Consider the following 20,164-nt stretch of genomic DNA (forward strand, 5'->3'; position numbering starts at 1 on the left):
TCGTGAGGACCGCCGATGGGTGGCTGCGTGGCCCTTTCTCTGAAGCGGGGGGCCTACCTGATCTCCGAGATGAGCACCGCGGTGGTTCCCTCGTGCTGGGCGTCGAAGATGTGCGGGGCGTCGCCCGGATAGCAGAGGTAGTCGCCGGGCAGCAGTGCGACCGGAGATGACTCTGGCCCGACAAGGGCGGAACCCGACACCAGGATCACGTGTTCGACGGTGCCGCGGGCATGGGGGGCGGACACCTTCGGGCCGCTGGGGTCGGCCTGGACCAGGTACACATCGCGGCGCGCGTTCGGCGGACTGGCGGAGAGAAGCGCGGCCACATAGTTGGCGCTGGCCGAACGGATGTGTGGCGCGGCTGCCGCGCGGATCAGCGTGACGGGCTCGGCGTCCTCGTCCACGAGACGGGCGAACGGCACGCCGAGCGCATCCCCCAGGGCCCAGAGCGTCTCCACGCTGGGGTTTCCCCCGCCCGATTCGAGCTGGGACACGGTCGCCTTGGAGACGCCCGATCGCCGAGCGAGCTCGGACACCGACAGGCCTCCCGCAGTGCGCTCCCGTTTGATCGCAGCCCCGATTCGGGCACCGAGCTCTTCCGTCATTCGTTCACCATAACGAACGACCGGCCAGTTTGACAGGCGGTAACACCTCGTTCACCATACTGGCCATTCGTTTATTCCGCCGAACACGCTCGCCCGCTGCGCACACCGCGTCCGCCGCGTCCGCCGCGTCCGCCGCGTCCGCTGCGCACACCGCGCCCTCGGCGTCCGCTGCGCCCTCGGCGCCCTCGGCGACCGCCGCACCTGCCGTGGCGATCGCGCCCATCGTGGCCATCGCGTCGGCGGTCGGCGTGGTCGGGGTGGCCTACGAGTCGATGGCCTCAGCCGCAGGAGTTCCCCCATGGCTCGTAGTCCTCGCCGCCGTCCTCGTGCTCAGCGCGTCCTCGGAACTGGTGTTCATCGGCGTGATCGCCTCTGGCGGCCTGCCCTGGATCGCGGTTGGCGCAGGGCTCCTGGTGAATCTCCGGAACTTTGTCTATGGCTTCTCTGCGTCCGCGTTTCTGCCCGGGCAGGGCGTCCGTCGGCTCTTCTCGGCACACCTGGTCAACGACGAGAGCGTCGCCTTCGCCCTGGCCCAACCGCAATCAGCGCGGCGCCTCACCGCGTTCCGCGCGGTCGGGGTCGCACTCCTGATCGCCTGGCCCCTCGGCGCTGCGATCGGCGTCCTCATCGGATACGTCCTGCCCGACCCCAGCCGTCTCGGCCTCGATGCGGCGTTCCCCGCAGTCTTCGTGGCGATCCTCCTCGGCAGCGTCACCCGTCGCACCGTTGCCCCCGCCGCTGCCGGCGCGACCATCGCCGCGGCCGCCACCCCGTTCGTGGCCGCTGGAATGGCCCCCGTCCTGGGTGTGATCGGACTGCTCGCGGCTGCGCGAAGGCGGGGACACCGTGTCTGACGTGGGTCTTGTCCTGCCGGTTCTCGCCCTTGCTGCCGGCACCTTTGCCATCAGACTGGGCGGGGTCCGCTTCGGAGGGTCGCGCCTCTTCCTGCATCTCCAACGGTGGGGCGATCCCGCGGTGATCGTGCTGATCGCCAGCGTGGCCGCCACCGCGACCCTCTACGACGGGCAGGCGTTCGCCGGGTGGGCCCGAATCGCCGGGGTGGCCACAGCTGCCGGTCTCGCGGCGATGCGCGCGCCGCTCGTTGTGGTGGTTGTGGCAGCAGCCGCAGTGGCCGCCGCCCTGAGAGCGCTCGGGATCCACTAGCCGGTTTCACCAGCCGAACCGCCTCCGTGGCGCCAGCATCGTCCTAGGGTTCGAGTACCCCCTCGCGCACTCCCTCGCGCACTCCCCTCCAGAGAGACACCGCCATGACAACGCAGACCATCGACATCCCCCACCTGGGCGGATCGACCATCGGCTACAAATTCGCCCGCCAGTACGACCCCGCCCTGCCCACGCTGGTGATGATCAACTCGTTCACCACCTCGGTCGAGCTGTACCGGCCGCAGTTCGCCAACGACGAGCTCGCGTCGCGGATGAACCTGCTGGCGATCGAGCCCTACGGCCACGGGGAGACCCGCGCCCGGTACCGGCACTTCACCTACTGGGACAGCGCGATCGCCAATCTGCAGGTGCTCGACGCCCTGGGGATCTCCAAGGCGTTCGCCCTCGGTACGTCCCAGGGTGGGTGGATCGCCACGCGCATGGCGCTGCTCAGTCCCGGCACCATCGAGGGCATCGTCATCTGCGGCACCTCCATGGATCACGAGAGCCCGGCCAGCATGGAGCGTGGGTGCTGGAACGGCTCCGAGTTCTGCAGCCCCGCCATCGAGGCGCTCGCCGAGCCCGTCGGCGAGGACTGGGTGGTGGACGACGACTTCGTGGTCGCAGTGCTCGGCGCCGGCCTCGGAGAGGACGTTTCCGAGGCCGAGCGGGATTTCTGGATCCAGACCTACCGCACCAATTACACCGGGGACGAGGGCCGGCGGCGCCTGCGCACCAGCTCCATCAACCTCCGCGACCGCGACGGCCTGGAGGCACGGCTGAGCGATCTGCACTGCCCTGTGCTCTGGCTGCAGGGCACCGCCGACCAGGTGTACTCGGTGGCCAACGCCGAGGACGGCATCGCCCGGTTCACCGGCTCACTGTCCGCCACGCTGCAGATCGTCGAGGGCGGCCAGCACTTCCTCACCGCCTCCGACCCCGAGGTCGCCGACGCGGCCACCCTCGCCTTTGTGGAGCAGTGGTCCTGAGGCTGGCTGCGCATCTGGGCCCGAGTGGAGCAGACGTATCGCGCGGCTGCGGGAGCTCGTAGCCGTCGTACTCGTCCTGCACAACCCACACCCACGTCGGCCTCCCTCCCGCTCAGGACCACCACAGCCCCTGGTCGCACTCACCGCGCTACTGGTCGCGAACACAGTGGGAATCCACCGCAATTCCCACGGTAGGTACGACCACCGCCCGTAGACCGCGTGATGCGAACCGTCAGACAGGCCGCTGCTCGGCCAGCGCCGCCGTCCTCTGCTCGATCCAGCTGCGCAGCGCATCCGCCTCCTCGTCGAGCGTCGCCTGGTCCACCGCGTCGCTCACCGGGAATGATCCTCGGACGTTCTCGAGCGTCTGCGCCGCGAGCCCGCTTACGTAGACCGTGTCGTAGAGCTCCCAGTACTTCTCCTCGTACAGCGCCGTGAAGGCGTCGGACTCGAGGAAGCGGGTCTTGAGCGGGTGGCCCGCGGCCATCCCGCCGGGACGCTGCTCCCCGTCCTGATCAAGCCCACCGGGCATCTGACCGGCGCCGGGACCCGCTGCCAGCTCGCCTTCCGGCGCAGCGCCGCCCATCGGAACATCACCTTCCGCAGGAACGCCGCCATCTGCGGCAGCGCCGTCGGGCACCGCGCCCATCGGACCACCGGCCATCCGCCCGCCGCCTCCGGGTCCGCCCATCGAGACGGTGTCGTCCGGCCCGGCGGCGGTGTCCCCGCTCATCGACATGTTCAGATCCCAGGACACCACGGTGAACTTCGTCGACTCGAGGTCGTACCAGAGGTAATAGTTCTGGCCCGGGCCCGCCATGTCGTCGAAGTTGGACAGCAAATTCTGCGTGGCCAGGTAGGTGGCAAACGAGTCCACGTCAACCCACTGGTCGAGCTCGGCGGCGAACTCCTCGTCGTCGGCGGAGTCCACCCAGCGCAGCAGGTCGATGATCGGCTGCAGGGTGCCGTCGCCCTGCGAATTGATCGGCGTGAACTGGTCCGAATAGTCCGACTGGTCGTCGCCGACGTACTCGAACCTCGAGTTGGCGTCCGCTTTGTAGAGGTAGCCGGAGCCGTCGAAGGCAGTGGAGGCGTAGCCGTCGTCGGGATGCTCCAGCACGAGTCGCGTGGTGGAGTCGTCGTCGTTAATCGAGTACTCGCTATAGCTGTAGCGCTGGGACGCCAGACCGGTGGCGGCGGTGAGGTCGAGCGCGACCGCCTCGTTGAGCACGGGCGTGCCCGGGCGGACGGACAGTTCCGTCATGCCCTGGTACGCCCGACCCGGGTGGTTCTTGTCGATGCTGATCAGCAGCGGTAGCGAGGTCGGGTCGTCGGCGGAGATCCCGGCGTCCATCCCGGGCATCGCGGGCATCTCCATGTCGGCCGGCATCTCCGGCAACTGGGCGCCGTCGGGCATCCCGGCCGGCACCTCCGGTGGCTCGAACCCCTCCGGCATCTCGGGCATCCCGGCCGGCATTTCCGGCGGCTCGAACCCTTCCGGCAGCTCGGGCATTCCTTCGCCCTGTCCCATGCCGGGCGGCCCCGGCTGCCGGCCGCCCCCCTCGCCTCCGGGACCCTCGCCTCCGGGACCCTCGCCTCCCGGCCCCTCGCCCCGCAAACCCATCAGGGTCGAATTGCCCTTGAGGCGCACGGCGACGTCGTTCAGGAACACCCCGTCGATCGTCATATCGGCAGTCACCCAGTCCTTGTCGCCGTTGCGCTCGAACGCGTCGATCATCTCGGCGTATTCGACGTCGTCGATCTCCAGATGAATCTGGTGCGCCACCTCGTCGTCGAACAGCAGCACCGTTCCCTCCACGTTCTGCGTGATCGACGAGGTGATCACGTCGACATTGCCGGTGATGTACGGCCGGATCCGGGTGCCACCCAACGCCACGACGACGACGAGGAGCGCCACCACGCTCACCGCGAGCAGCGTCCAGTGCTTGCGCAACGACAGTGGCAGACGGTGCCGCAGTCGGCGGCGCGGCGGAGCGGGATCGGCAGAGCCAGTGGAGTCGGCCGGCTCGGCGGAACGGGCTGCGCCGGCCGGGTCGGAGGCGCCCGCGGGATCGGCGGTCATCACAGGTCCGTCTGGTCGTACCCGGTCAACACGGTGACCCGCTGACCGGAGTTGACCTCGTTCAGGGCGGCGATGAGGTCCGCGGAGGAGCTGCCCTTCTTGAGTTGGGCCGTGAAGTTCAGTTCGGTCAGAGCCCCGCCGCGCGCGGATTCGGTGGAGACCAACTCGAACTCCGAACAGTGCCGCACCAGCGCGTCCTCGACGAGCGCGTGGTACTCGGGCCCGGGCGGCACCTGCACCTTGACCACCTGGCGCTGCACGTCCAGCGAGAACCAGTTGAACCGGTGCATGAGCAGGATCACCAGGCAGATGCCCACGGTCGCCACCGCGGCGAGCAGGTAGAAGCGGGTGCCGGCCGCCATGCCCACGGCCATCACCAGGAAGATGAACCCGACGTCCCGGGTCTCCTTGATGGCGTTGCGGAAGCGGACCACCGAGAGCGCACCCACCAGCGCGAAGGCCCGGGCGATGTTGGAGCCCACCACCAGCATGATCATCGCGATCACCATCGCCACGATGATCAGCGTCTGCACGTACGACTGGCTGTAGGAGACGTTGCGGTGGGTGCGCCGGTAGACCCAGCCGATGATCGAGGCGAGCACGAAGGACAACGTCAGCGACATCGCCACGTCGAAGGTGGTGAAGGTCCCGCTGAGGTCCTGGAAATCGATGGTCATTTCTGTCCTGGTTCTTCTCTGGGTGCAGATGCAGTGGACGGCTGACGCGGTGCGCGCGAGCCGGGGCGGGGCGGGCCGGTCAGGTGGCCATGAGTTCGGGGGCTCCGTACAGGGAGCGGGGCGCGAGGCCGAACGTCTCGACGGACCGGCAGTACTTGGAGATCCGGACCACGCTCAGGTCGAGGCGGGCCGCGAGGTCGGTGGCCCAGTAGGGCACCCGCTCGTTCGCCTTCAGCTCAACGATCGCCAGCTTGGGCGGGATGATGAACCGGTTCTCGCCGCCGGACGCGAAGTGGAAGTCACGATCCCGGCCGTGAACGCGGTGATCGATCGTCACGCGCAGGCCCGTGTCCGCCTCGCGACCCACGAACGCCTCCCGCAGGTAGCCGGTGGTGGCGACGGGCCGCAGGTCCAGTGTCGAGACCAGGTTGCTCACCTCGTTGACGTACCCCTGCCGCTCGGGCGGGCAGTCCGGGCGGTGGCGGTCGTCCAGCCAGTCGCGGGCGGTGGCGTACGGCAGTGCGAGCCGACGCTTCTGCGTGACGCGGTTGACGCGCTGCTTGATCTCCACGTGGACCGTCGAGGTGTCGGTGCAGTCGGCCGGGTCGCCGTAGAGCCGCATCCGGAGCTTGCGGCGGAAGCGCAGGCCCTCGATCTTCTCCCAGTAGAACGACAGGTTCTGGGTGTCGTAGTAGAGGGAGCTCACGGGGTAGCCACCGTGGGGCGAGTACGGGTCGCCGTCCATCCGGGCGGCCAGTTCCTCGCGGAGGGCGGGGACCGCGAGCTCGTCGATCAGGTACTTGATCTCGTAGCGGTTGAAGGCGTGCGGCGTGGGTGCGTTCTGTGTGGGCGATGCCATGGGCGCGGATCACTCTCTCGCTCACGACGCCGGTCGGCGGATGCCGGCGGAGTCGGTGAACGCTGGGTTGACTCCGTCAGTACATTCGGCGCCGCTGAGGTGTCGCTCCGGTGACGCTGGCAAGTTCCTGCCAGTCCCGGGGGGCCCGCTCGCGCTCTCTCGCAGTCGCGCTCCCACAGCCGCGCGCAAAGACTGCACACGCTCAGGAAATGTCGTGTGCTTCTGCAGTGATCGCGCGCGGTTGCGCGAGCGGGCCCTCGTGCGGCTGCGGGGCCTCGTCGTCGTCCCTCAGGCCTGCACCCGCGGCAGCAGCACTCGGAACGTCGCACCCTGCCCGGCGGCGGTCTCCACGCTGGCCGACCCGCCGTGCGCCTCCACGAGTGACCGCACGATCGCCAGCCCGAGCCCGCTCCCCCCGGTCGAGCTGGTGCGGGAGGTGTCGGCCCGGTAGAAGCGCTCGAAGGCGCGGGAGGCCTGCTCCGGCGTCATCCCCGGTCCGCGATCGGCCACCTCGAGCACCGCGTCGTCGCCGAGGGTGCCCACCCGCACCGTCACGTCGGCGTCCGGTGGGGTGTGGGCCAGGGCGTTGTCGACCAGGTTGCCCAGCACCTGACGCAGTCGCGCGTCGTCGCCGAGCACCTCCGGTGTGCCGGGCCCGTCGATGACCTCCAGCCCGATGCGCCGGTCCGGGGCGAGGAGCCGCGCGTCGTGGACCGCGTCGGCGGCCAGCCCCAGCAGGTCCACCTGCTCGCGGGCTAGCGGCCTCTGCTCGTCGAGCCGCGCCAGGGTCAGCAGGTCTTCCACCATCACGCCCATGCGCTGCGCCTCGGCCTCGATGCGCCGCATCAGCCTGTCCGTGTCGCCCGAGGCGCCCTGCCGGTGCAGCTCGGCGAACCCGCGGATCGTCGTCAGGGGGGTGCGGAGGTCGTGACCGGCGTCGGCGACGAACCGGCGCATCGCCGCCTCGGACCGCACCGCGTTGGCCTCCGACTCTTGGGCTGCCTCGGCGGACGACCGGGCCGCGTCCTCGGCCTCGGCGGCGTCGGCCATCGAGGTCTGGATGCGGGAGAGCATGGCATTGACCGCGGCGGCCAGCGTCCCGACCTCCGTTCTCGGATCGCGCTCCGGCACCCGGCGGGACAGGTCGCCGCCCGCGATCGCAGCCGCCGTCCGCTCCACCTCCCGCAGTGGCCGCAGGCTCCGGTGCACGGTCGCGTAGGCGGCCAGCGCGAGCAGCGCCAGGACCACGATCCCGATGCCCACCTGCAGGTAGACCAGCCGCTGGACCACGGCCCGGTTCTCGGTCAGCGGGATCGCGACCGTCACGCTCTCCCCGCCCGGGCCGTCGAACCGCAGAGCCCGCCAGGAGGTCGAACCGTCCCCAGTCGATGGGACGGTCGTCGGGGTATCCGGGTCCAGCGAGTCCAGGTCAGGCGCGGAGTCCTCGTCGTTGATCTGGACGGCGACCGCACCGCTCGCATCCCTGACCTGCACGAAGTACCGGCTCGGCGGGCTCTCCGGACCGGGCGCCCGCGGCGGCGGGGGCGGCACCTCGGCGGGCAGATCACCCATCGGGCGGGCCCACCCGCGCTCGGCCTGGAGCAGCGAGGCGTCGGTCCGCTCGAGCATCGAGGCCTCCAACGCGCGGGTGACGGCGACCCCCGAGACCAGCAGCGCGAGGGCCGTCAGGACCACGGTGAGCAGGACCAGACTGACCCGCAGCGGGACCGCGCGACGCCGCGGGGTGGGCGCGGCCGGGGTTGACGAGGGGGACGACGACGAGTCGAGCGGGTCCGGCGAGCTGGGCATCAGCGTGGTTCGCGCAAAACGTAGCCGACGCCGCGGATGGTGTGGATGAGCCGCGGCTCCCCGGTGTCGATCTTCTTGCGCAGGTACGACACGTAGGACTCGACCACCCCGCCGTCGCCCCCGAAATCGTAGTCCCACACGTGGTCAAGGATGCGCGCCTTGGACAGCACCGTCCCGGCGTTGACCATCAGATACCGCAGCAGGGTGAACTCGGTGGGCGAGAGCGCGACGGGCCGGCCCGCCTTGTGGACCTCGTGACTGTCCTCGTCGAGTTCCAGGTCGGCGTAGGTCAGCCGCGAGCTGCGCTCGGCCCCGGACAGCGTGCCCGAGCGACGCAGGATCGTGCGCAACCGTGCCACCACCTCCTCGAGGCTGAACGGCTTGGTCACGTAGTCGTCGGCCCCCAGGGTGAGCCCGGCGACCCGGTCGGCCACGGCGTCCCGCGCGGTGAGGAACAGCACCGGCGCGTCACAGCCGTCCGCGCGCAGCCGCTTGACCGCGTCGAAGCCGTCCATGACCGGCATCATCACGTCCAGGATCACCGCGTCGGGGCGGAAGCTGCGCGCCTTGTCGATCGCCTCGGCACCGGTGCTGGCGGTCTCGACCTCGAAACCCTGGAATCGCAGGGAGACCGACAGCAGCTCGACGATGCTCTCCTCGTCGTCGACCACCAGGACTCGGGCCTCGGGCGTCCGGTCGGTGGCGATTCTCGCTGCGGCGTTCACGTGCACAGTATGCCGAGCGATCGTGGCGGTTCCCCGGCAGTTCGCTGGCAGTTGGCTGGGAGCCTGGGTGGGAGCCGCAGTCGCTGGCGCCTGCACGGTGGGTCCAGCGGGTGGATGACATCGTGTCGCGGCGGCGGAACTCGTCGTCGTCGTGGTCTCTGTTCTGGTCGTGGTCCTGGCTCTGGTCCTGGTCGTGGTCCTGGCGCTGGTCGGGGTCCTGGCGCTGGTCGTGGTCCTTCCTCGCGCTCGGGAACCCCGCTTGACCTGGGCTACCCTGCGTAGGGGGTGCAGGGCACCGCAGGTCAGCACACTCTTTGGAGCGGCTGCGCGCGGAACCGACGACCGCACGCGCCCCGCTGGGGCAGCATGAGGGGATGACGAAGCCCTCCAATACTTCTGCAATCGTCTCCGCCACCGGCCGATCGTGGGACGACTGGGTCGAGAGGCTCGAGCAGGCCGGGGCGCGGGAGATGGCGCACACGGCGATCGCCAAGTTGGCGCTCGAGCTGATGCCGGAGTCGGTCGAGCGGGCCGAATGGTGGGCCCAGGGCACGGCCATCGCCTACGAGCAGCACGCCGGCCTGCGGGTTCCGGGCCAGTCGTGCACCGGCGACTTCCAGCTGTCCACCTCGCGGACCGTCACCGGCGACATGGACGCGGCACTACAGGCATGGGTGGAGCTCGCCGGCGCCCGCGAGGAGTTCGGCGGCGTGGAGGTCGAGTCCCCCGCGGCCACGTCGAGCAGCGAGAAGTGGCGCTACTGGCGGGTCCCGCTGGCCGACGGCACGCGCGTGGCCCTGAACTTCAGCGACAAGAAGAACGGCAAGTCCTCAGTGGGGCTGACGCACACCAAGCTCGACTCAGCCGAGGCGATCGACTACTGGAAGCCCGTCTGGAAGGACCTGCTCGCGCAGCTCTGAGGGGCCCAACCACCCACGTTGGCGGACATCCTGCAGGGATTTCAGCCGGTGAAGTCATACAGTCGAAGCAACGCTGAAGGAGCGTTGCTATGCCGAAGTTGTTGCCACGGGAACTGCGTGAGGTATTCGTTCGATACATGTGCGAGGGAGAGACGATTCGGTCCGGCGGGGCGGGGTCAGTTCAGGCCGGCGTAGGAGTGCAGGCCCGAGACCACGATGTTGATGAAGAACAGGTTGAACACCAGCACCGCGAACCCGGCGATGTTGATCCACGCCGCCTTCTTGGGGCCCCAGCCGCTGGTCGCGCGGGCGTGCAGGTACCCGGCGTAGAGCACCCAGGAGATGAAGGACGCCGTCTCCTTGGGATCCCAGCCCCAGAAGCGACCCCACGCGCTCTCCGCCCAGACCGCGCCCAGCAGGATGCCCACGCCGAAGATCGGGAAGCCGATCACCGTGGTGCGGTACGCCAGCCGGTCGAGCGTCTCGGCCGCGGGCAACGGCCGGGTCAGGGGCGCAGCCCAGCCCTTCTCCTGACCCTGCGGCTGCCAGACGCGCAGCAGGTACATGATCGAGACCACGCCGGGGATGAGCAGGATGCCCGAACCCAGCGCGATGATCGACACGTGGATCGGCAGCCAGTACGAGCGCAGTGCGGGCACCACCGGAGCGGCGTCCGAGTACAGGTGCGTCCCGCCGAAGAACAGCAGCACCAGCACCGGCACCAGCATGAACGGCCACACCACCTGGAGGGCTGGCTTGCGCAGCAGGATCAGCCCCGCGCCCATGGCCAGCAGCGTGGTGCCCAGGATGAACTCGTACATGTTCCCCCACGGGAACCGGTCCGTGGCCAGCCCACGCAGCACCAGGGCGGTGGCCTGGAAGACGAACCCGACGATCACGAACAGGTGCGCGATCCGCGCCCACCGCATGCTGCCCGCCGAGGCCCGGTTCTCGTCACCGGTGTCGGTCAGCGAGGTGGACTCGGTCAGCCCCGACCCGGTCAGCCCCGGTCCGCCGGCGCCCACCAACTCGCGGTCGGAGACCTTGGCCACGCGGAATCCCGCGTAGTAGATCAGGGAGGCGATCAGCGCCAGGACATAGATGCCGAACGAGGTGCGAAACGCCAGGTCGCTGTATGTCGAGAGCGTCTCGTCGATGGGCAGGCCCTGGGCGAGTAGCAGAGTGTTCACCGGGTGTCGTCCTTCCGCGGAGCGTCGCCGGCGGTGCCGCGACTGGTTGCAGTGTGTCCCGAGTCAGGACTCTCGGGCAAGACGGGTGTGACGGCCGCCGCGGCGACCAGCCGGTCCCGGAGCTCGTCGAACTCCGAGCCCCAGCCCGATCGGTCGGTCTTGGCGAGGCCTCCCAGGTCGACTCGGGTCACCCCGTCGTCGTCGACGGTCACGCGCGCCCAGATCCTGCGGCGCCGCACCATCAGGCTCAACACCAGCCCGGCCATCATCACCGCGGCCGAGACACCCACCCAGATCTGCGTGGGGTCCTCGGAGACCTGGATGTTGATGAACTCCTCCGCGCCGTCGAACCGGACCTCGGTGCCGTCGGGGAGGGTGGTGGACTCGCCGGGGAAGAGATTGACGCGCGCCTGGCGCTCGAGGACGCCCGTCTCGATGAGGTCCGAGTCCAGCGAGAAGACCGACTGCGGGCGGCCGGTGTCGAGGCCAGCGTCGCCCTGGTAGACGTCGATCGCCACCGCCGGGTCGTCCATGCGCGGGAACCGCGAGCTCAGGATGGTGCCGTCGAACGACGCGGTGGGGGCGAACAGTCCCTGCACGGCGATCTGCTGCGTGCGACGCTCGGCCAGGTCCGGGTACAGGCCGGCCGGCGGGTCGAAGCGCATGATGCCCGACGACAAGAAGGTCTGCAGCTCGGTGGGCTGCCAGTGCTGGGTGTCCGTGCGGGTCTCGCCGTTGGGGAACGTCACCGTGAACGTCGGCGCGAAGCCGTGACCCTGCAGGTAGACGCGGGTGGAGCCGATGCGCAGCGGGTGGTTGACCCGCATCTCGTACGGCTCCCACGTCTGCGGATCGGTGGTCGAGACCTCCTCGGTGAAGCGCACGTTGGAGGTGAACATCTCGGCCTGGCCGTTGGGCAGGTAGTCGGCGCGGAAGTCCTCGATCTTGATGCAGAACTGCTCGAGATCCGTGCCGTCGACCAGCAGGCCCGCACGGAACGTGTCGTAGGCGCTGGGGGTGGTGTTGCAGAAGGCCGGCGACTCGGCGTTGGCGACGATCACCCGCATGCCCTCGGCGTAGACGAACTTGCCGGCCGCGAACATGATGAGCAGCGCCAGAAGGCCGAAGTGGAAGACGATGTTGCCCACTTCGCGCGTGTAACCGCGCTCGGAGGAGAGCTCGATGGTGCCGGGGACGCGGCCGTCGCCGTTGTTCCGCCGCACCCGCCAGCCCTTGAGCTGGGACTGGACCTGCTCGGCGGCCTGCTCGGGAGAGGCGGTGGTGCGGTACGCGGCGTGGTGGGGCAGGCGCGCGAGGTTGCGGGGCGTGAGCGGCGGGGGCGTGCGCAGTTGCCTGACCAGCTCGAAGCAGCGCGGGGTGAGGCAGCCGATCAGCGAGATGAACAGCAGCACGTAGATGGCGGTGAACCACAGGCTGGAGAAGACGTCGAACAGCTGCAGACGGTCGTAGAGCTCGCCCAGCCAGCCGGTCTCGGCGATGTACTCGTTGACGTTGCCCTCATTGAGGCTGCGCTGGGGCAGGAGCGCACCCGGAATCGCCGCCACGGCGAGCAGGAACAACAGGATCAACGCCGTACGCATGGCGGTGAGGGTGCGCCACGAGTTGCGCAGGAAAGCGGTAACGCCTGCCAGCGGGGAGCGGGAGGCGGCGGTTCTGGGCTCTGACATGGGGTCCATCTGCGGTTCGCGGCGCGCCGACCTGTCGCGGCGCCGATTTCGACCCAGGCTAGTCGGGGCCTCCTGAGCGGTTTCTGTGAGGTCTGGGCCCGCCGATCCGACGCGATGGATGAGAACGTGTTCTACCCTCGGGGACATGGACCTCCAGGGCAGATCAGTTCTCGTCACCGGTGGTGGGAGTGGAATCGGAGCGGGAGTGACCGAGGAGCTGGCGCGTCGCGGTGCGCTGGTCACCATCATCGGACGGGACTCCGGGCGACTGACCGAGACCGCGCGGCGCATCGGCGAGGCCACCGGACGCCCGGACGCGGTCCGCGCGCACCCCGCCGATGTGACGGACGAGGACCAGGTGAGCAGCGCCGTCGCGGCGGCCGTGGAGCACGGCGGCGGACTCGACGGCGTGGTGGCCTGCGCCGGGGGCAGCGAGACGATCGGGCCCCTCACCCAGACCGACACCGAGGCCTGGAAGCGGACTGTCGACCTCAACATCAACGGCATGATGTACACGCTCAAACACTCGGCACGCGCCCTGGTCTCGCGGGGCGGCGGGTCGTTCGTGGCCATCTCGTCGATCGCCGCCAGCAACACCCACCGCTGGTTCGGCGCCTACGGCGTGACCAAATCCGCGGTGGACCACCTCGTCCGACTGGGCGCGGACGAGCTCGGGGCGAGCCGGGTGCGGGTCAACGGCATCCGGCCGGGGCTCATCGAGACCGAGCTGGTGGCCCCGGTCCTCGCTGACCCGGCCCTTGCGGAGGACTACCGGGTCAGCACGCCGCTGCCCCGGATCGGCCGGGTCGGCGACGTGGCCAACCTCGCGACCTTCCTCCTGGCCGACGAGTCGGAGTGGATCACCGGGCAGGTGATCAACGTCGACGGCGGGCAGATGCTGCGCCGGGGACCCGACTTCTCCCCGATGCTGGAGCCGCTCTTCGGCGCCGACGGCCTTCGCGGAGTCGTGGCCGAGGAGTAGGCATGTCCGGGAGTAACCGCACGCACGGGTCCCCGAAGTCAGACGAGAGGAACGGCGATGCCGACCATGCACCCCTGTGAACCGGTGGACGTGACGTACACCGACACCGCCCGGTTCCGCTTCGCCAACAGCGTGGCGATCCCCGCCTCGCCACGGCAATTGTTCGAGATCTTCGAGGACGCCGACTCGTGGCCGCGATGGGCGGGTGTGATCACCAAGGTGGCTTGGACCAGCCAGCCCCCCTACGGCGTGGGCACCACCCGCACCGTCCACATGCTCGGCGGCCTGGTCGGCGAGGAGGAGTTCCTGGCGTGGGAGCCGGAGCGCCGGATGGCCTTCCGGTTCAACGCCAGCTCCACCAAGGGAATCCACGCCTTCGCCGAGGCCGACGACATCGAGCCCACCGACAGCGGCTGCCGCCTCACCTGGACGCTGGCGATGCACGGGAACGCGGCGACCAACCTGTCGATCTCCGCGGTCCGGCCGGTGATGAACCTGCTCTTCCGCCAGTTCCTGCGGCGGCTCAGTGCCCTGGCGGCCCAGAGGTACCCGGGCGCGACTCGCTGAATTCGGGCGGCCGCCTCAGGTGGTCGCGCCTGCGTCGGCGGTCGTCAGCATGAGACGCAGCCGCCGCGTCATGTCGTCGACCAGCACCTCCGGGTCGTCCACGCGACCCGACGCCACCCACTCGGACAGCCAGACCTGGAGCGCGGAGATCGCCATCCCCGCGGCGATGCGCGGATCGAGTCCGGCGAGCTCCCCCCGGTCCGCCGCGGCCTGCATGCCTGCGGCGATCACCTCCAACCCGGAGCTCCACACCGTGCGCTGGATTCCGTGGGCGCCCTCCGTGCTGCTCGCCCACCCCCCGCCGGCGCGGAGATTCATGTCGAGATAGGCGGTCTGCTCCGCGAGGAAGAGGAACACACGTCGCAGACCCGTGAGCAGGCGCTCGAGACCCGGCTCCCCGGTGTCGGTCTCGTTGACGACCTCCAGCAGGGCGTCCATCCGCGTGCGATGCAGAGCGTCCCAGATCTCCGCCTTGCCGGAGAAGGACTTGTACACGGTGGCCAGCGACAACCCGGCGGTGGCCGCGATCGCGTTCATCGGCGTGGCGGCGAACCCGGCTTTCCCGAACTCCCGTTCCGCGGCGTGGATGATCTGATGCCGGTACCCGCGGAGCTTCTCCTCACGGGGGCTCGCGCCAGCCGCACCGCCTCGCGTATCGCCCCGCCCCGGCTGCGCACCCCCTGCCGCGCCTGTCGCACCGCCTGCTTCTCCGCCGTCTGCACCGCCCCGAGCCGGCTGTTCACGCTCACCGGTCCTCGTCGTCGTCGTACTCCTTGTGGCCTCCACACCTCGATGCTACCTTCGCAGAATCGCCATTCTGTTTTTCTCAGGTGGCGGTTCACACCTTGTGCTCTTAGGGCAGAGAATGGAGTCTGGCGATGCCGAAACCCCCGCTCCCCATGAAGCCGACCGGCTGGTTCCAGGTGGCGTGGTCGGCCGAGATCCCCGTCGGCCACGTCCACCGGGTCCGAGCGTTCGGGGAGGACCTGGTGGCCTGGCGGAGCAGATCCGGCCAGGTCACCGTGATGGACGCGTACTGCAAACACCTCGGCGCCCACCTCGGCCACGGCGGCACCGTTGTCGGCGAGACCATCCAGTGCCCCTTCCACGGATGGCAGTGGAACTCAGACGGGCGCAACACCGCCATCCCCTACGCGGACCGTCCGAACATCGGTCGCAAGATCACGACCTATCCGATGGTCGAGCGGAACGAGTCGATCTACATCTGGCACGACCTGGAGGGCCGGGATCCGTACTTCGACGTCCCCGACGTCTTCACCAGCTGGGACGACAGTACGAGCGCCGAGGACTACCACCCGTGCCACCCGCGGACCACGCTCTACGAGGAGCGACTGCAACTCCATGCGCAGTACGTCATGGAGAACGGCGTCGACTTCGCGCACTTCGAGTTTGTCCACAAGGTGCCGATCATCCCGGTCTTCACCCGACAGGACTTCGACGGACCGGTCTCGTATGTCGACTTCACCATCGCGTTCGAGGGCTCTCCGGGGTCGATCGAGGAGGTCGACAGCGGAGTCGAGGCCATCAACGGCGGGCTGGGAGTCGCCGTCACCCGCAGTCACGGGATGGTCGACAACCGCACGGCCACATGCGTCACCCCGGTCGACGACGAGACCTCCGACGTCCGGTTCTCCGTCTGGATCCGTCGCCGAAAAGACCTGGACGACGACGAATCCGCCGAGCGCGCAGCCACACACGGCCACGCCGTGATCGAGCAGTTCGAGGCCGACCTCGCCATCTGGAAGTACCAGAAGTACTCCGACCCCGCCGCGCTCGCTCCCGGCGAATACGAGGGGTTCACCGCGCTGCGGAAATGGGCCACACAGTTCTATCCCGACAATTCACTTCTCGAAAGGTGACACCTCAGATGACCAGCAGAACCAGTAGGCCCGCCCGCGTGTTCCAGGTCGCCACCGGCAACGTCGGCAGCGAGATGATCAAACGGATCGGCACGCACCCGGACCTCGAACTCGTGGGCGTCCACTGCTACTCGCCCGCGAAGGTCGGCCGCGACGTGGGCGAGCTCGCCGGCATCGCGCCGGTCGGGATCCTCGCGACAGGCACCGTCGAGGAGATCATCGCGGCACGTCCGGACGTGCTCACATTCCACGGCGTCTTTCCTGATGAGGAGCTCTACCTGCAGGTCCTCGAGGCCGGCATCAACGTCGTCACCACCGCCGACTGGATCACCGGCCACCACCGCGACCTCAACCATCCGCACCCGTCCGGCCGATCGTGGAAGGACATCCTGGACGAGGCCGCGAAATCCGGTGGAGTGACCTTCTACGGCACGGGGATGAACCCGGGCCTCAACCAGATCCTGGGCGTCGTCGCCTCGGCCGACGTGGCCGACATCGAGAACGTCACGACGATCGAGTCCGTGGACGTTTCCTGCCACCACTCCGCCGACACGTGGAAAGAGGTCGGCTACGGCAGGCCCGTCGACGACCCGGAACTGCCGGGGATGCTGCGGAAGTACACCGAGGTGTTCGCCGACTCGGTGTACATGATGGCCGACGCGTTCGACCTGGAGCTGGACGAGGTGGTGTTCGACTGCGAGCTGGGCGCCTGCACCGAGGACGTGGACCTGGGTTGGTACCAGCTACCCGCGGGATCCCTCGGCGGGAGCTACATCAAGTACCTGGGGATGGTCGACGGGGTGTCGCGGATCGAGACCCACCTCGAGTGGCAGATGACCCCGCTCACCGAGCCCAAGTGGGACATCAAGGGGTGCTACATCACGATGATCAAGGGCGATCCGCAGATCTACAACAAGCACATGATCTTCCCCGCCCCCGGCGTCGATCTCTCCGACCCCGAGGACTTCGCGTCCATCGGCATGACGGTGACGGGACTGCCGGCGCTGAACTCCATCAGGTCGGTCATCGCCGCGCCCGCCGGGGTCGTCACCAGCGCCGATCTGCCGCTCCGGTCGTTCGCCGGCAGGTTCGTCAGGTAGCGGTCCGGGGGCGCCTCAGGGCCGGCGGCGGACCGGGCTGTGGCGCCTCAGGGCCGTCGGCGGCGGATTGGCGTCCTGCCGGGTCGCCGCCGGCGGCCGTCGGCGGCGGATCGGCGTCCTGCCGGGTCGCCGCCGGCGGCCGTCACCAGCGGTAGTCGAGGAACTTGCCGTCCAGCGTGATCACGACCCGGTCGCCGTCAGGATCGGGCCGCCTCGCGAAGTCGACGGTGAAGTTGATCGCGCTCATGATCCCGTCGCCGAACTCCTCGTGGATGAGTGCCTTGAGCGCGGGCCCGTACACCGAGAGCGCCTCGGTGAAGCGGTAGATCGTCGGGTCCGCCATCACCTCGGGTGGTGTGCCGCGGCTCGGTTGCAGGGCGAGGCTCTCCGCCACGGCCTCGTCCAACCCGAGGAGGTCGCACACCGAGCGCGCCTGCTCGGCGGTCATGGGGTGTTGACCGAGCAGTGCCGCGGTCGTCCACACCAGCGGCGCTCCCAGGTGGTCGGCCAGTTCTGCCCAGGTGCGTCCCTGGCGGATGCGGGCGGAATCCACGTGTGCGGCGGCGTCGTGCTTGGGCATGATCGGTGTCATTTCCGGTCCTCTCGGTCGGTGGTTGTCAGGCAGCGGTGGGCGGAGCTCGCGGTGGGCCGCTCAGACTGCAGCGGACTCGCGCTCAGACTCGGGTTCGGCCGGCTCCTCCGGCAGCGGTCGCTGCGCCTTGGTCCGGGCGTGGGTGACGTAGAGGGTCAGGCCCACGAAGCAGAGTCCGCCGACGAGGTTGCCGATGACGGTCGGGATCTCGTTCCACACCAGGTAGTCGGTCAGCGAGAATTCGCCGCCGAGCATCAGGCCGGTCGGGAACAGGAACATGTTGACCACCGAGTGCTCGAATCCCATGTAGAAGAACAGCATCACGGGCATCCACATGGTCAGCGCCTTGCCACTCACGCTCGTGGACATCATCGCGGCCACTACGCCCGTCGAGACCATCCAGTTGCACAGCACACCGCGGAAGAACAGGGTCAGCATCCCGGCCGCACCGTGCTCGGCGTAGCCCAGGGTCCGGGATTCGCCGATCTCGCCCAGACGCTGACCGACCTCGTCGGGCGCGATGTTGAATCCGTACGTGGTGATGAAGGCCATGAGGAATGCCACGGTGAGGGCGCCGGCGAAGTTCCCCAGAAAGACCAGGCCCCAATTCCGAAGCATCCCCTTCACCGTCACCCCTTTGCGTTTGTCGAGCAGGGCGAGCGGCACGAGCGTGAACACTCCGGTGAGCAGATCGAAGCCCAGCAGGTACAGGAGGATGAAGCCGACGGGGAAGAGCACCGCTCCGAGGAGCGCGCTGCCGGTCTGGACCGTGACGGTGATGGCAAACGCGGCGGCCAGGCCCAGGATGGCGCCCGCCATGAAGCTGCGGATTAGAGTGTCTCGGGTGGACATGCGGACCTTGCTCGCCCCGGCGTCGATCATCGCGCGGGTGAAGTCCGAGGGTTGGACGTAGGACACTTCGTTGCCTCCAGCTGTGCGGTGGGCGTGTGGGCGTACCGAAGAGAGTGTGACCGTGCTTTGTGACGCGGTCGTTACTCCGCACTCCACATCGGTAACCGAGCCCTCACCTCGCGTCGGTCGCACGGTGAGGTGAGAGATCGCTTGCTGGTGGAACCGAACCGCCCTCGTCGGCCGTCAGACACTGTGACGGCGCGCGAGAGAGGATCGGCGTGAGCTACACGATCGGCCAGGTGAGGCGGTGGGATGCCGGGGGTGTGACGACGGCGAGCTCGGCCGTGACCGAGCGGCACGCGAATGCCACGGAGGCGCGGGCGATCCTCGCTGCCGGCCGCTCAGAACTGGACGAGGGCTGGGACGGCATCTCCGCTGATGCGGTTCTGGACGCTGCCGAGGGCGAGAAGGTGCACGTCACCAAGCTCACACACGGTCTCGAGGATCTCTCTGACACCCTCTCCCGAGCTGCCGCTGCGGTGGGGCCGGCAGTGCAGTCGCTTCGCGATCGGATCGCCGCCGCCGAGGCCGCCGGGCTCGTGGTGGGCGAGGACTCCGTGGGCCCGGCTCCCGGCCGCGACGAGATCACCCAGGACGTCGTCGACGGACATGTGGAGGCGCTCGGACTGGCCCTGGACACCGTGGGGTCGTTGGATCAGCATTACGGCCGGGAGATCGACGCTGTCGCCGAGATGGTGCAGCGGGCCATGCCGTCGGACGTGGACCGGGAGCCGATCCCGGGGCCGGATGCGGCGATTCCGGGGATCGCCACCACAGCGGCCACCGGGGCTGTGGAGGGTTGGGCGCCCGCGCTCGCGGATGAGTACGACCCCGACACCAGGGGCAGACACACGCTCGATCCGATGCCCGAGGAGGCGGGGCGGCGCAGCGCCGGACTCCTCCGGGGACTCGGCCGGCTCGCCGGGCCCGTGGGCGGGGGGTTCACGGTGTACGAGGGCGTCGAGGGGTACGCCAACGGGGAGACGTCGGCTGGGGAGGCGATTCTCGAGACCGGTGGGGCGCTCGGCGGCGGGATGGCGGGCGGAGCCCTGGCTGGAGCCGCCGCGGGGTCGGTCCTCGGCCCTGCCGGCACGTTGGTGGGGGCCGGGATCGGAGCGGTAGTTGGCGCGTGGGCGGGGCAGGAGGCTGGCGGCGCGGTTCACGATGCCCTTGTCGACGACTCCGGCCCCGACACAGACGCAGACACAGACACAGACACAGAGGAGGCCCAGCATGGCAACTGAGCCTGAGGAGCACCCGCCCGAGGGCGACGATCAGCCGTTCTCGCGACTGGAGGACATCAAGCAGCGCTTCGTGGCGATCCTGTGGCACGACATACAGAACCGGACGCAGTTCCTCCTGGGGATCGCGCTGGTTGTCGTTGGCCTGGTCTGGACGGTGCTCGTCGAGTAGCGGCGCGGC

At 69.1% G+C, this 20,164-nt stretch carries 21 protein-coding genes; 10 read left to right on the forward strand and 11 right to left on the reverse strand.

Annotation, left to right across the window (positions count from 1 at the left end; all coding sequences use genetic code 11):
• Positions 1-53: 53 nt before the first annotated feature.
• Positions 54-605 carry a helix-turn-helix domain-containing protein gene (locus tag A6048_RS14210; RefSeq protein WP_107745743.1) on the reverse strand — a complete coding sequence of 184 codons (552 nt, stop codon included), beginning with the start codon at positions 603-605 and terminating at the stop codon, positions 54-56.
• 206 nt (positions 606-811) lie between these two features.
• Between A6048_RS14210 and A6048_RS14215 the strand changes: the two genes are divergently transcribed.
• The 3 genes from A6048_RS14215 to A6048_RS14225 all read left to right on the forward strand — a co-directional run bounded on the left by A6048_RS14215 (position 812) and on the right by A6048_RS14225 (position 2,758).
• Positions 812-1,459, forward strand: a complete 648-nt coding sequence (locus tag A6048_RS14215; RefSeq protein ID WP_107745741.1) for an AzlC family ABC transporter permease — start codon at positions 812-814, stop codon at positions 1,457-1,459.
• Positions 1,452-1,769 (forward strand): AzlD domain-containing protein, encoded by a 318-nt coding sequence (locus A6048_RS14220; RefSeq protein ID WP_107745739.1) that lies wholly within the window; start codon positions 1,452-1,454, stop codon positions 1,767-1,769. The genes A6048_RS14215 and A6048_RS14220 overlap by 8 nt, the downstream gene beginning before the upstream one ends.
• Before the next feature lie 104 nt (positions 1,770-1,873).
• Positions 1,874-2,758, forward strand: a complete 885-nt coding sequence (locus A6048_RS14225) for an alpha/beta fold hydrolase (protein WP_107745737.1) — start codon at positions 1,874-1,876, stop codon at positions 2,756-2,758.
• A gap of 232 nt (positions 2,759-2,990) precedes the next feature.
• Here A6048_RS14225 and A6048_RS14230 read toward each other — a convergent pair whose 3' ends face one another.
• The 5 genes from A6048_RS14230 to A6048_RS14250 all read right to left on the reverse strand — a co-directional run bounded on the left by A6048_RS14230 (position 2,991) and on the right by A6048_RS14250 (position 8,917).
• On the reverse strand, positions 2,991-4,841 hold the full coding sequence (locus tag A6048_RS14230) for a CotH kinase family protein (protein ID WP_107745735.1): 1,851 nt from the start codon (positions 4,839-4,841) through the stop codon (positions 2,991-2,993).
• On the reverse strand, positions 4,841-5,518 hold the full coding sequence (locus A6048_RS14235; RefSeq protein ID WP_107745733.1) for a DUF4956 domain-containing protein: 678 nt from the start codon (positions 5,516-5,518) through the stop codon (positions 4,841-4,843). The genes A6048_RS14230 and A6048_RS14235 overlap by 1 nt, the downstream gene beginning before the upstream one ends.
• 79 nt (positions 5,519-5,597) lie before the next feature.
• Positions 5,598-6,377, reverse strand: coding sequence for a polyphosphate polymerase domain-containing protein (locus A6048_RS14240; protein ID WP_107745731.1), 780 nt, complete (start codon positions 6,375-6,377; stop codon positions 5,598-5,600).
• 288 nt (positions 6,378-6,665) lie between these two features.
• Complete coding sequence (locus A6048_RS14245) at positions 6,666-8,186, reverse strand: sensor histidine kinase (RefSeq protein ID WP_211310050.1); 1,521 nt, start codon at positions 8,184-8,186, stop codon at positions 6,666-6,668.
• Positions 8,186-8,917, reverse strand: coding sequence for a response regulator transcription factor (locus tag A6048_RS14250; protein ID WP_200837399.1), 732 nt, complete (start codon positions 8,915-8,917; stop codon positions 8,186-8,188). Before A6048_RS14250 ends, A6048_RS14245 begins: the two co-directional genes overlap by 1 nt.
• 368 nt (positions 8,918-9,285) lie before the next feature.
• Here A6048_RS14250 and A6048_RS14255 point away from each other — a divergent pair, with 368 nt between their 5' ends.
• Positions 9,286-9,831: a hypothetical protein gene (locus A6048_RS14255; RefSeq protein WP_107745729.1), complete on the forward strand. Its 546-nt coding sequence runs from the start codon at positions 9,286-9,288 to the stop codon at positions 9,829-9,831.
• 176 nt (positions 9,832-10,007) lie between these two features.
• Here the strand turns inward: A6048_RS14255 and ccsB are convergent, their stop codons facing one another.
• Both ccsB and resB read right to left on the reverse strand, forming a co-directional pair.
• Positions 10,008-11,021, reverse strand: coding sequence for a c-type cytochrome biogenesis protein CcsB (ccsB, locus tag A6048_RS14260; protein WP_107745727.1), 1,014 nt, complete (start codon positions 11,019-11,021; stop codon positions 10,008-10,010).
• Positions 11,018-12,709 carry a cytochrome c biogenesis protein ResB gene (resB, locus tag A6048_RS14265; RefSeq protein WP_107746609.1) on the reverse strand — a complete coding sequence of 564 codons (1,692 nt, stop codon included), beginning with the start codon at positions 12,707-12,709 and terminating at the stop codon, positions 11,018-11,020. The genes ccsB and resB overlap by 4 nt, the downstream gene beginning before the upstream one ends.
• 145 nt (positions 12,710-12,854) lie before the next feature.
• On the opposite strand from resB, the gene A6048_RS14270 reads away from it, so the two are divergent.
• Together A6048_RS14270 and A6048_RS14275 are read left to right on the forward strand one after the other, a co-directional pair.
• Complete coding sequence (locus A6048_RS14270; protein ID WP_107745725.1) at positions 12,855-13,691, forward strand: SDR family oxidoreductase; 837 nt, start codon at positions 12,855-12,857, stop codon at positions 13,689-13,691.
• Positions 13,692-13,748: 57 nt separating this feature from the next.
• Positions 13,749-14,258 carry an SRPBCC family protein gene (locus A6048_RS14275; RefSeq protein ID WP_107745723.1) on the forward strand — a complete coding sequence of 170 codons (510 nt, stop codon included), beginning with the start codon at positions 13,749-13,751 and terminating at the stop codon, positions 14,256-14,258.
• Between the two features lie 15 nt (positions 14,259-14,273).
• Here A6048_RS14275 and A6048_RS14280 read toward each other — a convergent pair whose 3' ends face one another.
• Positions 14,274-15,044 (reverse strand): TetR/AcrR family transcriptional regulator, encoded by a 771-nt coding sequence (locus A6048_RS14280; RefSeq protein ID WP_107745721.1) that lies wholly within the window; start codon positions 15,042-15,044, stop codon positions 14,274-14,276.
• A gap of 92 nt (positions 15,045-15,136) precedes the next feature.
• Between A6048_RS14280 and A6048_RS14285 the strand changes: the two genes are divergently transcribed.
• Positions 15,137-16,138 carry a Rieske 2Fe-2S domain-containing protein gene (locus A6048_RS14285; RefSeq protein WP_107745719.1) on the forward strand — a complete coding sequence of 334 codons (1,002 nt, stop codon included), beginning with the start codon at positions 15,137-15,139 and terminating at the stop codon, positions 16,136-16,138.
• 8 nt (positions 16,139-16,146) lie between these two features.
• Positions 16,147-17,238 carry an NAD(P)H-dependent amine dehydrogenase family protein gene (locus tag A6048_RS14290; RefSeq protein WP_107745717.1) on the forward strand — a complete coding sequence of 364 codons (1,092 nt, stop codon included), beginning with the start codon at positions 16,147-16,149 and terminating at the stop codon, positions 17,236-17,238.
• Positions 17,239-17,380: 142 nt separating this feature from the next.
• Here A6048_RS14290 and cynS read toward each other — a convergent pair whose 3' ends face one another.
• Together cynS and A6048_RS14300 are read right to left on the reverse strand one after the other, a co-directional pair.
• Positions 17,381-17,830 carry a cyanase gene (gene cynS, locus A6048_RS14295; RefSeq protein WP_107745715.1) on the reverse strand — a complete coding sequence of 150 codons (450 nt, stop codon included), beginning with the start codon at positions 17,828-17,830 and terminating at the stop codon, positions 17,381-17,383.
• Positions 17,831-17,890: 60 nt separating this feature from the next.
• Positions 17,891-18,748 carry a formate/nitrite transporter family protein gene (locus tag A6048_RS14300; protein WP_107745712.1) on the reverse strand — a complete coding sequence of 286 codons (858 nt, stop codon included), beginning with the start codon at positions 18,746-18,748 and terminating at the stop codon, positions 17,891-17,893.
• Positions 18,749-18,960: 212 nt separating this feature from the next.
• Between A6048_RS14300 and A6048_RS14305 the strand changes: the two genes are divergently transcribed.
• Complete coding sequence (locus tag A6048_RS14305; protein WP_107745710.1) at positions 18,961-19,986, forward strand: WXG100 family type VII secretion target; 1,026 nt, start codon at positions 18,961-18,963, stop codon at positions 19,984-19,986.
• Positions 19,976-20,155 (forward strand): hypothetical protein, encoded by a 180-nt coding sequence (locus A6048_RS14310; protein ID WP_107745708.1) that lies wholly within the window; start codon positions 19,976-19,978, stop codon positions 20,153-20,155. The genes A6048_RS14305 and A6048_RS14310 overlap by 11 nt, the downstream gene beginning before the upstream one ends.
• Positions 20,156-20,164 lie beyond the last annotated feature (9 nt).

Source organism: Dietzia psychralcaliphila (assembly GCF_003096095.1).
Classification (GTDB): Bacteria; Actinomycetota; Actinomycetes; order Mycobacteriales; family Mycobacteriaceae; genus Dietzia; species Dietzia psychralcaliphila.

Bases quoted from the DNA above. Each gene is read 5' to 3' on its own strand.
- A6048_RS14210 (WP_107745743.1), bottom strand. From the start codon at position 605: ATGACGGAAGAGCTCGGTGCCCGAATCGGGGCTGCGATCAAACGGGAG.
- A6048_RS14225 (WP_107745737.1), top strand. From the start codon at position 1,874: ATGACAACGCAGACCATCGACATCCCCCACCTGGGCGGATCGACCATC.
- A6048_RS14230 (WP_107745735.1), bottom strand. From the start codon at position 4,841: ATGACCGCCGATCCCGCGGGCGCCTCCGACCCGGCCGGCGCAGCCCGT.
- A6048_RS14235 (WP_107745733.1), bottom strand. From the start codon at position 5,518: ATGACCATCGATTTCCAGGACCTCAGCGGGACCTTCACCACCTTCGAC.
- A6048_RS14240 (WP_107745731.1), bottom strand. From the start codon at position 6,377: ATGGCATCGCCCACACAGAACGCACCCACGCCGCACGCCTTCAACCGC.
- A6048_RS14245 (WP_211310050.1), bottom strand. From the start codon at position 8,186: ATGCCCAGCTCGCCGGACCCGCTCGACTCGTCGTCGTCCCCCTCGTCA.
- A6048_RS14255 (WP_107745729.1), top strand. From the start codon at position 9,286: ATGACGAAGCCCTCCAATACTTCTGCAATCGTCTCCGCCACCGGCCGA.
- resB (WP_107746609.1), bottom strand. From the start codon at position 12,709: ATGTCAGAGCCCAGAACCGCCGCCTCCCGCTCCCCGCTGGCAGGCGTT.
- A6048_RS14270 (WP_107745725.1), top strand. From the start codon at position 12,855: ATGGACCTCCAGGGCAGATCAGTTCTCGTCACCGGTGGTGGGAGTGGA.
- A6048_RS14275 (WP_107745723.1), top strand. From the start codon at position 13,749: ATGCCGACCATGCACCCCTGTGAACCGGTGGACGTGACGTACACCGAC.
- A6048_RS14285 (WP_107745719.1), top strand. From the start codon at position 15,137: ATGCCGAAACCCCCGCTCCCCATGAAGCCGACCGGCTGGTTCCAGGTG.
- A6048_RS14290 (WP_107745717.1), top strand. From the start codon at position 16,147: ATGACCAGCAGAACCAGTAGGCCCGCCCGCGTGTTCCAGGTCGCCACC.
- cynS (WP_107745715.1), bottom strand. From the start codon at position 17,830: ATGACACCGATCATGCCCAAGCACGACGCCGCCGCACACGTGGATTCC.
- A6048_RS14310 (WP_107745708.1), top strand. From the start codon at position 19,976: ATGGCAACTGAGCCTGAGGAGCACCCGCCCGAGGGCGACGATCAGCCG.